The 16895-nt window shown below is 45.7% G+C and carries 9 protein-coding genes; all 9 read left to right on the top strand.

Annotated elements, in window-relative coordinates:
- The first annotated feature begins 29 nt into the window (after nucleotides 1–29).
- The 9 genes from PHEP_RS13470 (at nucleotide 30) to PHEP_RS13430 (ending at nucleotide 16853) form a co-directional block, all read left to right on the top strand.
- Nucleotides 30–1085 carry a DUF6528 family protein gene (locus PHEP_RS13470; protein WP_015808532.1) on the top strand — a complete coding sequence of 352 codons (1056 nt, stop codon included), beginning with the start codon at nucleotides 30–32 and terminating at the stop codon, nucleotides 1083–1085.
- 12 nt (nucleotides 1086–1097) lie between these two features.
- Complete coding sequence (locus PHEP_RS21675; RefSeq protein WP_015808531.1) at nucleotides 1098–2198, top strand: DUF6528 family protein; 1101 nt, start codon at nucleotides 1098–1100, stop codon at nucleotides 2196–2198.
- 64 nt (nucleotides 2199–2262) lie between these two features.
- Nucleotides 2263–4602 (top strand): family 20 glycosylhydrolase, encoded by a 2340-nt coding sequence (locus PHEP_RS13460; RefSeq protein WP_015808530.1) that lies wholly within the window; start codon nucleotides 2263–2265, stop codon nucleotides 4600–4602.
- A 24-nt stretch (nucleotides 4603–4626) separates the two neighbouring features.
- Entirely contained in the window at nucleotides 4627–7764 is a 3138-nt protein-coding gene (gene lacZ, locus PHEP_RS13455) for a beta-galactosidase, LacZ type (RefSeq protein ID WP_015808529.1), read from the top strand.
- Between the two features lie 154 nt (nucleotides 7765–7918).
- Complete coding sequence (locus PHEP_RS13450) at nucleotides 7919–10108, top strand: phosphocholine-specific phospholipase C (RefSeq protein WP_015808528.1); 2190 nt, start codon at nucleotides 7919–7921, stop codon at nucleotides 10106–10108.
- 119 nt (nucleotides 10109–10227) lie between these two features.
- Nucleotides 10228–12963, top strand: coding sequence for a DUF1553 domain-containing protein (locus tag PHEP_RS13445; RefSeq protein ID WP_015808527.1), 2736 nt, complete (start codon nucleotides 10228–10230; stop codon nucleotides 12961–12963).
- 4 nt (nucleotides 12964–12967) lie between these two features.
- Entirely contained in the window at nucleotides 12968–14479 is a 1512-nt protein-coding gene (locus PHEP_RS13440) for a DUF1501 domain-containing protein (RefSeq protein ID WP_015808526.1), read from the top strand.
- Nucleotides 14480–14490: 11 nt separating this feature from the next.
- Entirely contained in the window at nucleotides 14491–15432 is a 942-nt protein-coding gene (locus PHEP_RS13435) for a sugar phosphate isomerase/epimerase family protein (protein WP_015808525.1), read from the top strand.
- A 14-nt stretch (nucleotides 15433–15446) separates the two neighbouring features.
- The gene (locus PHEP_RS13430) at nucleotides 15447–16853 is read left to right on the top strand and encodes a c-type cytochrome domain-containing protein (protein ID WP_015808524.1); all 1407 of its coding nucleotides are present in this window, start codon (nucleotides 15447–15449) and stop codon (nucleotides 16851–16853) included.
- Nucleotides 16854–16895 lie beyond the last annotated feature (42 nt).

The raw sequence follows: 16895 nt of genomic DNA, 5'->3' as shown, positions 1-16895 counted from the left end.
AAAAGTATAACCTATTAAAACCAAAAAACATGAAAAAGAATCAAAAAATTATTATCGGCTGGTCGTTGATCTTGCTGATGGGCCTGGGTACTTCCTGCAGCCGCTACGAATCAACAGAGGAAACGCAACGCGAGGCTCCCAAAAGGCAAACTTCTACTGCATCCGGAGTTGAAACGGTATCTCCTTACATCTCAGTTGGTAACCTTAACACCGGTAAACTCGAAGTGTATAAGTATTCCTGGCCAGACTGGAATGTAGCGGGGGCAAAGGAGTGGTCGTTCGCTCCAACTACAGCTTTGGGTTTTTCGGCTACTGGCTCTACCTATTTTAATGGGCCAACGGACGCCAAAGTACGTTATAACGCAGCCTTTTCTGGCGCTACTTCGGTAGTGGCAGTTACAGATAACAGCTGGGCCGGCCTGGTAACATGGGAAGGAACCACTGTACGTGGCACAAAGTTATGGGGTAAATACTGGACCGGAACCAGCCCAGGTATACATTCTGGAGAAGTATTGCCCAACGGGAATATGGCCTTGGCAGCAGCAGATGAAAATTGGGTAAGGGTGTACAATACCAGTGTAAGTTCTGGGTCTAATTATGCCCAGTTTGATATTGTGTTTGCACACTCCGTACTTTGGGACCCGGTTTACAACCGTCTCTGGGTTAATGGAAAAATTGGTTCAGAGCATGTGGTAACTGCATTGATCGTAGGTGGTACCCGGACAGCACCAACTCTGACAGAAGACTCTACCTACAGAAGCAAATTGCCAGGGTCCTGGGCACATGATCTTTCCCCATATTACGGTGATGTGGATAAACTCTGGGCATCTGATAACCAAGGCGTGCATATTTTTAACAAGGTGACAAAACAATTTGCTCCCGCTCCCGGAGCCAGCAATCGTATCTACGTGAAGGGAATAAGCAATCAAACCGAGGGCGGGGTAATCGTCGAAACCAAGGGCGAAAATACTTACTCCACCACGGTCGACTTTTTTAATCCCACAACTGGTGTCGCAGCAGGTTCAAGAACCGTTACAAATGCAGTATTCTATAAAGGCAAAGTGTTTACACGTGCATATCAATAAAATTAAAACGGTATGAAGAATCAACATTTCGAAACCTTCCTGAGGTCAGTAGCGATAGTTTTAATGTTCTTTATCGCTCTGTTTACTGGCTCCTGCAGCAAGGACACCCAAAATAATGAAGTTTCCAATGAGCAGCAGACAGAAATACCTAACAAAAAAGGTACTACAACAGAAACCGCTGCAGTAACATCTACCTGCACTTCTGGTTGTTGGATTGGTGCAGTAAACCAGGCCTCACAACAAGTGGAGCTTTACGACCGCTGGATCACCAACTGGGATGACCCTTCGGCATTACATTGGTCATGGAAGCCAACCACAGCTTTGGGGTTTACTTCAACTGAGGTCAGTCAATGGTATAACCCAAATGATTTTAAGATACGCTACGTTTCAGCCTGGGGCGGGAATTATATTGCAGCTGCTGCTGGAGGCGGATTGGTAGCCATCAGCGCTTACCCAAGTGGTGTAAAAAAGTGGGCAGCATTTGTAGGCAGCTCCTCAACCACTAATTTACATGGTATTGAATTGTTACCGGATGGTTGTGTGGCCGTTGCTGTTTCCACCGGAGATTTTATCAGAGTATATAAATCATCAACCGGTGCTGCTACCAGTGCTACCGCCACTTTAAACGATGCGCACCAGGTGTTGTGGGACCCTCAATATGATTGTTTGTGGGCCGTTGGAGCCAATATGTTGCAGAAATATGCTGTCAATACCACTGGGGCAACACCGGTGTTAACGCTTTTAACAACTTATACCATCCCAACAAGCTGGGCACATGCCCTTGGAGCAATGTACGGCGATACCGACAAACTGTATGTAGCAAGTAATACCAATGTATACGTGTTTGACAAGCTTGCCGGAACATTTACGCCAGCTCCTGGTAATTTGAATATGAGTCATGTAAAAGCTATAAGCAACAATCCTGCTGGTGTAGTCATCAGGACCCGTCCCGATGGCGATAAAGTGCCTATACCGGCATCGCCTAGTCCAGGGGCAAGCTGGACCACCAGCTATGTCGACTATTATACCCCTACAGGTACCTATGTTGCCTCCGGACATAAAACCGGTGCATCATTTTACAGAGGGTTTGTATACAATACCTTGTATCAATAAAACCTGCTCCAAACTACCTGCCCACGCTATTTATAATACCCTGTAACTCAAAATCAATAAATTAATGATGCCTTCCCTTAATAAAACCATTGTCCTTTTATTTCTTGTTCTGACAGGAATTGCACATTGTGTGTATTCCCAGTCTTCAGTTGCCATTGTACCAACACCTTTAAACATGCTGCCTGGGAAAGGAAACTTTACTTTCAGCGCTTTAACGGTGATCCGGACAGCACATCCTGAAGACCCTGCTGTGCGATTTCTGCAGAATTACTTGTTGGAACAATGGAGGTACCGTAACCCCGTACAAAGCAGTAGTAAAGCTGTAGGTTCTTCACTGCTCGAGATTACAGGGGAAGGAACTGAGGGATTTGAAGCAGAGGAATACGAGTTGGTAGTTTCGCCCGCAAAGATCACGCTGAAAGGGAAAGGGGCAGGATTGTTTTATGGTATCCAAAGCCTGATCCAGCTGTTCCCGAATCAACGTTCGGGAACAGCTTCATTGCCCTGTATAAAAATTAAAGACCGGCCACGTTTTGGTTACCGGGGCCTGATGTTGGATGTGTCCCGCCATTTTTTTACAGTGCGGCAGGTAAAAGACCTGCTCGATCTGATGGCGCAATATAAATTAAACCGGTTTCACTGGCACCTCACAGATGATCAGGGTTGGCGGATTGAGATCAGGAGCTATCCCAAACTTACCGAAGTAGGGGCCTGGCGGGTACCCCGTCTGGGCGATTTCAATCAAATGATCGACCCACCAAAACCTGGCGAAAAAGCTACTGATGGGGGGTATTACACCCAGGAGGAAATTAAAGAGGTCGTACGCTACGCTTCTGAACGGCAAATAGAAGTGATACCTGAAATTGATGTCCCTGGGCATTGCATGGCTGCTATTGCAGCTTATCCGGAATTGTCGGTCACCAAAAATCCAGAAACAAAAGTAAACCCGGGCAGCAGTTTTGCCAGATGGTTTCCTGGTGGTGGATTTGAAATGTATGTAGACAATGCACTAAACCCTACAGACGAGAAGGTATACCAGTTTCTGGACCAGGTAATTGGCGAAGTGGCGCAGCTGTTTCCCTATAAATATCTCCATATCGGAGGAGACGAATGTTACAAGGGCTTTTGGGAGAAAGATGCCGGGGTACAGGCATTTATGAAAAGAATGAACATCAAAGATATGCATGCCCTGCAAAGCTATTTCATTGGCAGGGTGAACGATATTGTACGTGCCAAAAATAAACAGCTGATTGGCTGGGATGAAATCCTGGAAGGGGGGGCTACCAAAGGGGTGGCCGTGATGAACAGGTTTGGGGCAAAAAGTGCAGGGGAGCAGGCCAGGCAGCAGATCCCACTGGTAATGGCCCCTGGCAATCAGGGTTTGTATTTCGATTATGCCCAGAGTGCTTCTGATATGGAGCCCATCAACCATGGGGGCTACTCACCGTTGTGGAAGTCGTACAATTACGATCCGGTACCCCCCGGTCTGAGCAAAACAGAAGCGCAGTATATCCTCGGCGTGGAAGGCTGCATCTGGACAGAACACATCGGCACAGTATCAAAGCTTCAATATATGATATTGCCCAGAATGCTTGGGCTGGCCGAAACCGGCTGGTCTGAAGTTCAGCGCAAAAACTATGAGCATTTTTCTAAAAACGTTTTGCCGGTACATTTGGAGCGTTTTGAGCAATCAGGGGCAAATTACCGGGTGCCCAATGCCTTCAGCTATACGGATACGGTGCTTGTCGGTACCTCATTTAATTTTAACCTTATTCCGCCTGTTCCGGGAAGCAAGATCTATTATACATTGAACAATAAGATGCCGGGTGATTTTGACCATGAGTATAAACAGCCCATGGATTTTGTAATGCCAGAAAGTGCAAGCAGGGTATTAAAAACAATCGTAATTACCCCTTCGGGCAGAAGAAGTGTAGTTACCCGGACAGTCATGTACAATCCGAAACTATTACCGTCATTGTCGTCTGCAAACTTAAGGAGAGGTTTGAAATACAAAGTTTATAAAGACAGCCTTACCTCTTTAACACAGCCCCTTGTGGTAAAGGATGTTGATTCTGGTATAACTAAAACTATAACGTTGCCCGAGAAATATGCCGGTAAATCCAAAGGCCTGATTGCTTTTGAAGGTTTCATATCAATGCCTAAGGATGATGTGTATCATTTTTCTTCGGCAAATAAGTCCGTTCAGATCTATATAGGCGGAAAACTTGCCTTTGATTCAGAAAATCCTAAATCCGACAAGCCTTTACCTCTGTTTCTTCAGAAAGGCCAACATCAAATACAAGTTAATTACCTGTTTAGGGCCGAAAACCCCAAATTAGCCTTGTTTTTTAGGAGTCATTCCGCCGGCGAGATAGCCATTTCTGAAAGTATGTTAGCCCATTAAAAATTCACTTAGCATTATTTTAGAATGAAGAACCTCAAAACCTATGTTGCATTTTTATTCTTGTGGCTATTTGGCTTTGTCCAGCTTGCTGTTGCCCAGAAAGCACCCTGGCTTGATGAAAAAAACAGTGAAGAAAACAGGCTGCCTATGCATGCCGCTTACTTTGTTTATGAAAACGAAGCAGTGGCCAAATTGGGTGACTGGAAAAAATCAAAAAATTACATTAATTTAAATGGCGCCTGGAAATTTAAGTTTGTTGATTGTCCTGCCGCCTTACCGGAAAATTATTATGCCCTTAATTTTAAAGACCAGGATTGGGATGTGTTTAAAATTCCGGCCACCTGGGAAGTAAATGGCTATGGATATCCAATTTTTGTAAACTATCCGAATGAATTTCGTGACCGGATGAAACCCAATCCTCCACTGGTACCAATGGATTTTAACCCCACGGGCGTTTACCGCAGGCAAATTGAAATCGGTAAAGACTTTGCCGGAAAGCAAGTTATCTTACACATTGGCGCAGCAAAATCGAACATCCAGATTTGGGTGAACGGAAAATATTCCGGCTATGGCGAAGATGGAAAACTACCTTCAGAATTTGACATCACCAAATTGGTAAAACAGGGCCAAAATTTAATTGTGCTTAAAGTAATGCGCTGGAGCGACGGTACTTACTTAGAAGATCAGGACATGTGGCGGGTAAGTGGTATTGTCCGCGATTGTTACCTGCTGGCCAGGAACACCATCCATTTAGCAGACATTGAAATTATGCCGGATTTAGATGCAGCCTATCAGAACGGATTGCTGCATGTTAAAGTTTCACTCAGTACACCGGCAAAGGTTACTGCACTTTTCGAATTGCGTGATGGCGAAAAAATAGTGGCCAAAAAAAATATTGCCTTTGATGGTAAGCGCAACAGGGCAATTGATGTGAGCGTAAACGATCCCATATTATGGAATGCAGAAAATCCATATCTATACCAGGCAACCTTCAAATTATTGGACCGGTCAGGCAAAATTACCGAAGTTATTTCACAGAAGGTAGGCTTTAGAAAGGTAGAAATGAAGAATGGGCTGTTATTGGTAAATGGAAAGCCAATTCTGATCAAAGGGGTAAACCGGCACGAAATAGACCCGGTTTCCGGGCAAACGATCTCGAAAGAAATTATGTTGCAGGACATCAGGCTGATGAAAAAATTTAATATCAATGCAGTAAGAACAAGCCATTACCCGAATGACCCGTATTGGTACGAACTCTGTGATGAATATGGCATTTACATGGTGGCAGAAGCCAATATAGAATCACATGGCGTGGGCCCGCTGGCATACCATGAATTCAACCTTACAAAAGGGCTGGGTAATGTTCCATCCTGGCGCGATGCCCATATGCTTCGCTTAAAAAGAGCAGTTGAGCGTGATAAGAACCATCCTTCAATTGTCATATGGAGCCTGGGCAATGAAGCAGGGGCAGGCTATAATTTTTATGAAACCAGACAGTGGCTGAAACAACGGGATACCACCCGGCTGGTGCAATACGAAGGCGCCATTATCGATTATACCAGGTACATTACCGATTGGAATACCGACATCATTAACCCCATGTACCCAGAGCCAGACAACATGCTGGCCTATGCAAAAAGTACACCTCATCCTGCAAAACCTTTCATTATGTGCGAATATGCCCATTCTATGGGAAATTCGTTGGGTAATTTTAAAGATTATTGGGATCTGATCAGAGGCAACCCTCATGCTTTTCAGGGTGGTTTCATTTGGGATTTTGTAGACCAGGGCCTGCTTAAAATCACGGCACAAGGTGATACGATCTATACCTATGGAGGAGATTACGGGCCGCCAACAGCGCCAAGCGATAACAATTCAATGAGCGATGGCGTGTTCCAATCCAACAGAAAACCCGATCCTGAGGCCTGGGAAATGAAAAAAGTTTATCAGGACATTCACAGTACCTGGATGGGGAACAACAAAGTTGAAATTTATAACGAACGCTTTTTTACTGATTTAGCTGATGTAACCTTAAAATGGGAATTAATGGCAGATGGGAAAATCGTCCAAAACGGCGAAGTAGCATCACTTCATGTGCTGCCGCAAAAAAAAGAGACCATTGCCCTGCCACTGCAGATGCAAACAGGGGAAGTTTTTTTAAACCTGACTTATCTAACAAAGCGGGCTAAAAACCTTGTTCCGGCTGCCCATATCCTGGCCTGGGAACAATTGCCGGTTTCAGGCGGCCAGCTGCAGGCAGTGCAGGTACGTGGAACCGAAAAGCTAAACTACACAAAAGAAGCAGACGCCCTATCAGTTTCTTCTGCGAATGCCGCACTCAGGTTTAATAAAAAAACAGGCCTGCTGAGCCAGTATGCCGTAAATGGAGTAAATTACCTGGCAACAGCAACAACCCTCGAACCTGATTTCTGGCGTGCACCAACCGATAACGACATGGGCGCCAATTTGCAGAAAACGCTTAAAGATTGGAAAATTGCCATGAAAAATATGCAGTTAACGGCTTTTGATGTCAACCAAAACAACAACATAGTTACCGTAAAAGCCAGCTACAACCTGGCCGAGGTTATGGCTAAACTGAACATCAGCTATCAAATTAATGCCACCGGAGAAATACTGGTAAAGCAGGACTTAACAGCCGATACCACACAAAAAACAGGCCCGATGCTGTTTAAATTTGGTATGAAAATGATTCTTCCCCCTGGTTTTGAAAATTTAGATTATTATGGAAGAGGACCGTTTGAAAACTATCAGGATCGTTATACGGCTGCATTGATTGGTATTTATCACCAATCCGTAAAGGCACAATTTAATGCCTACACCAGGCCTCAGGAAACCGGAACCAAAACCGATGTCAGGTGGCTTGAACTTAAAAATGAACAAGGAAAAGGGATCAGGGTTGAGGCAGCAGTGCCCTTAACTACAAGCGCTTTACATTTTTATACTGAAGATCTTGATGATGGTGAGGAAAAGCACCAGCGCCATTCAGGAGAACTTAAACCAAGAAAAGAGACACAACTGAATATCGATTTTAAACAAATGGGTGTTGGAAGTGTAAACAGCTGGGGCGAATTGCCGCTAAAACAATATTTGTTGCCTTACCAGAACTATAGCTACCAGTATAAGATAATTCCTTTAAATTAGTATAGATATATTCTGTTTTCCCCTAAGCATAATATGAACTTTTTAGAAAACAAACGTTTTTTTTTGATAGCATATGTTTTAATTGGATTATTGCTATTGGTCCTCGTTTGGCAATTGATAAGTTTTTAATAAATAATTAAAAGATATTACAGCAATGTCCAAGATCAACAGAAGAAAATTTATAAAACTCTCCGCAGGTGCTGGATTGGCCAGTGCCATTTGGGCCAGCTGGCTTGAAGAAGCTCTTGCCGTAAAAGCCCACAACAAAACAAGGTCAATTAAAGATGTTGAGCACATTGTTATCCTGATGCAGGAAAACCGTTCATTTGATCATTATTTTGGCACCATGCGTGGAGTGAGGGGCTTTGGCGACCGGTTTCCCATTCCTCTGGAAAGCGGACAGCGCGTTTTTTTTCAATCTGATGGGAGGCAGGTCATCCCACCTTATCATGCCAGTAAAAAAACAAGTAATGCGGCGCTGATCAGTGGAACACCACACGATTTTCCCGATATGCAGGCTGCCTGGAACCAGGGTAAATATGGGTTCTGGCCTAAGTTCAAAACTCCTTTTTCCATGGCCTATTATACCAGGGAGGAAATCCCCTTTCAATATGCACTGGCCGAGGCATTTACCATTTCCGATGCACACCATTGTTCTGTGGCCACCGGTACCGATCCGAACCGCATCATGTTCTGGTCCGGATCAAACTTTAACCCTGAAAAAAGGGCTGCAGGAATCAATTGTACGGAAGAGGATTCCGAACCTTCCAACCTTCGCTGCTGGGTTAAGGGCGGTCTGCCCGATCCGGGTTATGTTTACCGGGGGAACGCATTTAAATGGCCTACAATTCCTGATGTTCTTCAGGAAGCTGGGATAAGCTGGAGGATTTATCAAGACCCCAATGATAACTGGGAGGGTGCCATGCACGGTGGTTTGGCCTTCGAGAGTTTCCGGAATGCAAAACCGGGATCACCGGTTTATGAGAATGGAATGAAACACTGGTCGCTTGACGATCTTAAAACACAGGTTAAAAACAATACACTTCCGGCAGTGAGCTGGGTGCTTCCCTCGCAGAAAAACTCTGAACATCCCGGCGCTCCATCCAGTCCTTACAGGGGCTCTGATTTTACCCATGAGGTGCTTAAAGCACTAACTGCCAATCCTGAAGTTTGGAGCAAAACTGTTTTCTTCCTGACCTTTGACGAAAATGACGGACTTTTCGACCATATCCCAGCGCCGGCAGTCCCTTCCTATAACTTCGACAACACACTGGCCGGAAAATCTACCATTGATGTGGCCGGCATGTATTTTAATAACGAAGCAGGAACCGGGCGTGTTCCTATTCCGGCGTACCCGCCTAAACCCGGAGCACCGGTTCCGGAAGTTAAAACCCGCTCCTTCCAGGATAAAAGAGATACCATCAGCGGAAACCTGCGCCCATGGGGCATGGGGCCACGCGTGCCGCTGTATATCATATCGCCATGGAGCAAAGGGGGATGGGTGAACTCCGAAGTTGCAGACCATACTTCTGTAGGTCAGTTCATCGAAAAACGGTTTGGGCTAACCATTCCTGCAATAAGCCCATGGCATCGGGCCGTAAGCAGCGACCTTACTTCAGCTTTTGACTTTGATAGGCCTAATGATCCGGTTTTTCCAAAGATGCCGGAAACAGCCAATTATGCAGCGCTGGATGAGGCTTCAAAAAAATTACCCCGCGCTACCCCACCTGAATCACCTTCCCGCCTGTACCAGGAAAAAGGAAGCCGGTATTCAAGAGCTTTGCCATACCGGCTGAATACGACCTTAAAGCCCTTGAAAGCCGATAAGAAAGTACAGCTCCTGTTTAAGAACAATGGCACTGCAGGTGTGGTTTTCCATGTTTATGACCTCAAGAACCTTGCCCAGATCCCCAGAAGATATACAGTTGAGGCAGGTAAATTTTTACAGGATGAATGGAATGTCAAATCAGACATTTATGACCTTGAGGTATTTGGTCCAAACGGATACTTCCATAAATTCTCCGGAAATCTGGCTCAGGAAGAACCTTTAACAGATCTGGAGTATGACCACAGTAAAGGTAGCCTCATCCTCCATATATTCAACCCCGGAAAATCAGCTATAGAAATTGCTGTAGCTTCAAATGCCTATGGCTATCCCACACAAAACATGGTATGCAAGGCGGGTACCAGGAAGAAGTTGAAATGGGAACTGCTAAAAAGTTCCAACTGGTACGACTTTAGCCTGAACACTTCAAACGCCTTTCATTACCGGCTGGCAGGAAGGATAGAAACCGGAAAACCGGGGATCAGCGACCCGGCAATGGCTACCGAAATAGGAACTTAAGCTTATGGAGAATTTCAATGTAGCCCATCGTAAGATAGTACATCTTTTAAGTAATTTTATACATTGTCAGGACTGCTATTTTGCTTAGATTGTTTTAAGAAAAACACACACCACGCCATATGACGTCTCAGAAAAAAATATTTATTGCATCGGTTTTTATCATAACAGCAGCCCTTATCCTTTTTTCTTTGTTTACTGCTGAAAAACAGATAGATTTTAATGCAGATGTAAAACCAATCCTCAATAAGAAGTGTATTTCCTGTCATGGCGGGGTAAAGCAGCAGGCTGGGTTCAGTGTCCTGTTCAGAGCTGAGGCCCTGGGCAATACCAAAAGTGGAAAGCCTGCAATTATTCCCGGCCATCCCGAACAAAGCGAGTTCATCAAACGCCTGAAGTCTGATGATCCGGAGGAAAGGATGCCTTATAAACATCCGGCACTTGATGCCTCCGAGATAGACATCTTAACTGCCTGGGTGAAACAGGGCGCAAAATGGGGCGACCATTGGGCTTACCTGCCTGTAAAGCCTGCAGAAGTGCCGGAAGTAAACAATGAATGGCTGCGCAACGATCTGGATAAATTTATCTATGCCAAACTGGAAGAAAAACATCTTAAACCTTCCCCCCAGGCAGACCGGGCCACATTGCTCAGACGTGTAAGCCTGGACCTGATTGGTATATACCCCTCAGAAAAACTGGCACAGGATTATTTAAACAGTAAAGATGAGACCAAAGCATATGAGGTACTGGTAGATTCCTTACTGGCCTCCCCGCATTATGGCGAACGCTGGGCTTCCATGTGGCTGGATATTGCCAGATATGCAGATACCAAAGGCTATGAATCGGATCCCAACAGAAATATCTGGGCCTATCGTGATTGGGTAATCAGGGCCTTTAATAAAGATATGCCCTACAATCAATTTATCACTGAGCAGATTGCCGGCGACCTGATGCCGGACCCTACAGATGCCCAGTATATTGCCACTGCCTTTAGCCGGAACACACCAACCAATGATGAAGGCGGTACCAATAATGAAGAATTTAGAACAGCTGCCGTACTAGACCGGGTAAATGCCACCTGGGAGGGGTTGATGAGTACTACTTTTTCCTGTGTGCAATGCCATAGCCATCCTTACGATCCCTTTAAGCACGATGAATATTACAAGTTCATGTCGTATTTTAACAATACCCGTGATGAGGATGTGATTGCCGAATATCCATTGCTGAAGCAGTTTGATGATTCGCTTACCAAGGAGCTCAATAAACTGACCAGCTGGGTAAAAACGGTGTCCTCAGCGCAGGAAGCAAAAAAGATCAGGCTGTTCCTGAAAACCGGGCAGCCCGCTATCAACTCTACCACCGCCGATAACCTGCAGGATGCTGTGATCGGTAACAACAACATTGCCCTGTACTTCCGGAACAATGCCATAGCACGGCTAAAACATGTAGACCTGGACGGGGCCGCGCAGCTCATCTTCAGGTATAAATCTCCTGAGCCCGGTGGCAGGATAAGCCTGCACATTGATGCACCTGATGGTCCGCTCCTCACTTCATTGTCATTAGACACAACTGCTGCATACCGAAATGCCTATGCAGGCTTTAAAAAGCAGAAGGGGATACACGACGTGTATATCAGGTATGCCAACCCAACACTGGGCAATCCCGAAGAACTGGTCGTCTTTTTTGACTGGTTCCATTTCTCCGCCCCATTTCCAGGGAAAGGGAAACCTGGGTATGCAGCTTATAAAAAGACTTTTGACGACCTGTTAAATGCCCGTGTACCTACCACTCCTGTAATGATCGAAAATCCTGCGGCCATGCAAAGGCAAAACTATGTATTTGAACGTGGGGCCTGGACTGCAAAAGGAAAAACCGTGCAGGTGGGTGTACCTGCTGCCCTGGCTTACGCCATGCCAGAAAATGCCCCTGCAAACCGTACAGGACTGGCCATGTGGCTGACAGACAAGCGCAATCCTCTGGTGTCAAGAACAATGGTAAACCGACTTTGGGAACAATTGTATGGTACCGGCCTGGTCGAAACCTTAGAAGATATGGGCACCCAGGGCATGGCGCCCACCCACCAGGAACTGCTGGATTATATGGCCTGGCAATTGATGTACAAGTACAACTGGAGCATAAAAAAGATGTTAAAACAACTGGTGATGGCCGCCACCTACCGCCAGGATTCTAAAGTATCAGACGAATTAAAAGAAAAAGACCTGTTTAACAAGTATTATGCAAGGGCCCCAAGGGTAAGGTTGAGTGCCGAGCAGATCAGGGACCAATGTTTAACGATCAGCGGGGTATTGAGCCCAAAAATGTATGGCCCCCCGGTGATGCCATGGCAGCCGGAAGGAATCTGGTTTTCGCCGTATAACCGTGCTAAATGGAAAAAAAGTGAGGGCAGCGACCAATACCGCCGGGGCATTTATACCTACTGGAAAAGAACGGCCCCATATCCATCAGCCATCGCCTTTGATGCGGCATCCCGTGTGGCCTGCAGTCCGCGGCGGATAAGGACCAACACACCTTTACAGGCGTTGGTAACCTTAAACGATTCTGCATATGTAGATATGGCCAGGCATTTTGTTGTCCGGATGCAGCACACAGGCGAAAAAAATGCATCCCTTAAAATCGCAAAAGGCTATTCTATGATGCTTTACAAGCCCATTCCGCAAAACAGACTAAAGATTTTTGAAGCATTGTATGACAAGGCCTTGCTGGCCTTTAAAAAAGATGCTGCCAGTGCATCCGCATTTATGGGAGATAAACAGAAACCGGTAAGGCCCGAAGATGCGGCCCTGGTACTGGTGGCCAATGCAATGTTAAATTTAGACGAGGTAGTAACCAAAAATTAAAGACATGACCAGAGATGAATTAAATGCATATCGCTTGGTTAAGGAGGCTCGGGAAGCACAGCTGAGTGGTTTAACCAGAAGGCATTTTTTAAAAGAAAGTGCCATGGGCCTCGGGGCGCTGGCCATGGGTTCCTTACTGGGCAGCTGTGGCAATTTATTTTCTGGCAACCCGGCAAAGATTGCCTATGACCCTGCCCATCCCTTACTGCCCAAATCGCCACCTTTTCCAGGAAAGGCCAAAAGTGTAATTTACCTCCATATGGCAGGAGCTCCTTCGCAACTTGAACTTTTCGATTATAAGCCAGAGCTGATGAAAATGGACGGGCAGGATTGTCCGCCTTCTTTACTGGCCGGAAAAAAGTTTGCCTTTATTACCGGGGTACCTAAAATGCTGGGCCCACAGGCCAGTTTTGCAAAGTACGGGCAAAGTGCTGCATTGGTCAGTGAAAACCTGCCGCATTTTTCTACCCTGGTAGACGAAGTGAGCTTTCTTAAAGCAGTGAAAACAGATCAGTTTAACCATGCGCCGGCACAATTACTGGTACATACCGGAAGCCCCCGCCTGGGAAGGCCCAGTATGGGCAGCTGGGTAACTTATGGATTGGGTACCGAGAATCAGAATTTGCCAGGCTATGTGGTATTGACCAGCGGAGGCAGTTTCCCGGATGCCGGCAAAAGTGTTTGGGGCAGCGGTTTTCTGCCCTCAGTATACCAGGGGGTGCAGTGCCGCAGTGAGGGCGATCCCGTATTGTTTATCAAAGACCCCGACGGAATGAGCAGGGATTTGCGCAAAGCCTCTATCCAGGCTATAAATGAAGCAAACGAACAACAATATCAGGAATATAACGACCCGGAGATTTTGTCACGTATAGCACAGTATGAAATGGCTTACCGGATGCAGATCTCTGCACCGGAAGTGATGAACATCAATGAGGAACCAGCCTATATCCATGAAATGTATGGTACCCGCCCAGGTGAAGCCTGTTTTGCCAACAATGTGTTGCTGGCAAGGAAACTGGTGGAAAAGGGTGTCCGGTATGTACAGCTTTTTGACTGGGGATGGGATGCCCATGGTGACAGCCCCAAAAATTCCTTAAATATCGGGTTAAAAAACAAATGCAGGAGCATTGATAAGCCCATTACAGCGCTGTTGTTAGACCTGAAACAAAGGGGGCTGCTGGAAGAAACACTGGTGGTTTGGGGTGGAGAGTTTGGGCGTACCCCAATGATGGAAAACAGAAATGGTGCGCAAAATCCTTTTAAAGGCAGGGACCACCACACCGAGGCATTTACCATATGGATGGCTGGCGGGGGTATCAAAAAAGGTTTTACCCACGGAGAAACAGATGAAATTGGCTATAGTGCCATAAGCGGTAAAGTGGATGCCTTTGACATTCAGGCCACCATCCTGAACCAGCTGGGCTTTAACCACGAACAATTTACCTATCCTTTTCAGGGGCGACCCTTCCGGCTAACCGATGTAGGCGGAAAAGTTATCCAGGAAATCATTGCATAAAAATCTGATTTATGTCTCCAACAAGAAGAAATTTTATAAAAAAAACTGCGGGCCTTACTACTGCAGCACTGTTAAGGCCATTGGAAGAATTTGCAAAGGGCACCACACCAAAAGTCACGGCCAGGAAAGGATTTGAGCTTTTATTTATGCAAACAGACTGGGGCTTTGCAGGTAACCGCGAAGCATTTTGTGCTGCGGCAAAAAAAGAAGGCTATGATGGCATTGAAGTCTGGTGGCCCGGCGATCAGCCGGAAAGTCAGAAAGAACTATTTGAGGCAGTAAAAAAACATGGCCTGCAGATCGGCTTTTTATGCGCAGGAGGAAACCATCCCCTTGCAGCCGAGCATTTAGAACGCTTTAAGAAAAACCTGGATGCCATTTGCGCAAATCCCCATCAAAAACCGCTGTATGTAAACTGCCATTCCGGAAAAGATTATTTTACATACGAACAAAATAAACCTTTCATAGATTACACCACTGCAAAAACAAAAGCAACCGGCATCCCTGTTTACCATGAAACCCATCGTGGCAGGATGTTGTTTGCCACCACTGTTGCCAGAAATTTTGCAGAGAAAAGCCCTGAACTCCGTCTTACGCTCGACATCTCCCATTGGTGCAATGTACATGAAAGCCTGTTGGCCGACCAGCAGGAAACCATAGATTTTTTATTGGGCAGGGTAGCGCACATCCACTCCAGGATCGGACATCCCGAAGGGCCGCAGGTAAATGATCCGCGGGCACCTGAATGGGAAAATGCAGTCAAAGCACATCTGGCCTGGTGGGACAAAGTTGTGGAGCGGAAAAAGCGGAACGGAGAGCGCATGACGATCTTAACAGAGTTCGGCCCGGCAGATTATATGCCCACCTTACCTTATACACGCCAGCCTGTGGCAGACCAGTGGGCCATTAATGTGTACATGATGAATTTACTAAGAAAGCGGTACCAATCTTAATCCCTGTAGCTATCATGTTAGAATTTTTTGGCCGTTTTCATCCTGTACTGGTCCATTTACCCATCGGTATCCTGTTGGTTGCCTGTCTTTTTCTGGTCATTATCCGCATTCCAAAGTTTGCTGAGCTGCGGCCTGCGGTAACTGTCTTGTTATTTCTGGGAATGATCAGTGCTGTGTTTGCCTGTATCACAGGTTATTTTCTGGCAGGTAGCGGCGATTACGAAGCCGGGCTGGTCAGTAACCACCAATGGATGGGCATAGGGGTTGCAGCCCTCTCTGTTTTACTGCTGATCATCCATAAATACGTGAATGCTGATGGCAGCATCCCGGTTGTTATGGCCCTGATACTTCTTGTTCTGGTCTCAGTTACCGGCCATTTGGGTGGCTCATTAACACATGGCTCAGATTATTTAACTGCCCCCTTAAAGGGGGGCACTGGTGCCGGGGCAGCCATCCCACCGATTCCTGATATCCAGGAAGCACTTGTTTACCAGAATGCCATCCAGCCATTGCTAAAAAACAGGTGTTACAGCTGCCATGGCAGCGAAAAGCAAAAAGGCAAACTCCGATTAGACCTGGAGGCCTATATTTTAAAAGGGGGCGAAGAAGGCAATACCATTGTTAAAGGAAAGGCCGATGAAAGCGAACTGATCAGGCGCCTGCTATTGCCTGGCAGTAACGATAAGCATATGCCCCCAAAAGAAAAACCACAGCTTAGTCAGCATGAAATTGCCTTACTGCACTGGTGGATAAATAATGGCGCGCAGTTTAATAAGAAAGTAAAGGAGCTTAAACAGCCAGACGACATCAAGATCGTTTTAACGGCACTGGAAAAAGGTTCGGCAGGTGCTGTTGCCGGCAAGTTGACAGATGTTCCTGAAAAAGAAGTTGATGCCGCCAATGAAAAAGACATTACAGACTTAAGCAATGCAGGTGTAATGATCGTTCCTGTGGCACAGAACAGCAATTACCTGATGGCAAACTTTATCAATGCCCATTCAACAGCTGATAGTGTTATGGATGCTTTAAAGTCTGTAAAAGCGCAGTTGATCTGGTTAAAATTTGAGCATAGATCAGTAACCGATGAAAGCCTGAAAAATATAAAAGACTGCAAAAATCTAACGCGTTTAAGTTTGAATTACACCCTGATAACCGACAAGGGACTCGAAAATCTGATACATATGGACCAGCTCCGGTCTTTAAGTCTGGTTGGCACAAAAGTAAGTGTAAAGGGCATAGCCAGGCTCAGTAAGCTCAAAAACCTCAAGTCCATATATCTTTATAAAACAGGGCTTCAAAGAACGGATTGGAATACCCTGAAAAAACTTTTTCCAAAAACAATTATTGATTCTGGGAATTATCAGGTGCCAACTTTACCAATGGATACAATAGAGGTGAAGGCCCCAACAGGCAAATCATAAACTGTAAATAATTTTTTTTAAAAAATAAGTACCCTATCCGCC

This window comes from Pedobacter heparinus DSM 2366 (assembly GCF_000023825.1).
GTDB lineage: Bacteria > Bacteroidota > Bacteroidia > Sphingobacteriales > Sphingobacteriaceae > Pedobacter > Pedobacter heparinus.
The sequence above is the reverse complement of the archived record's forward strand: the minus strand, read 5'-3'. Positions and strand labels throughout refer to the sequence as shown.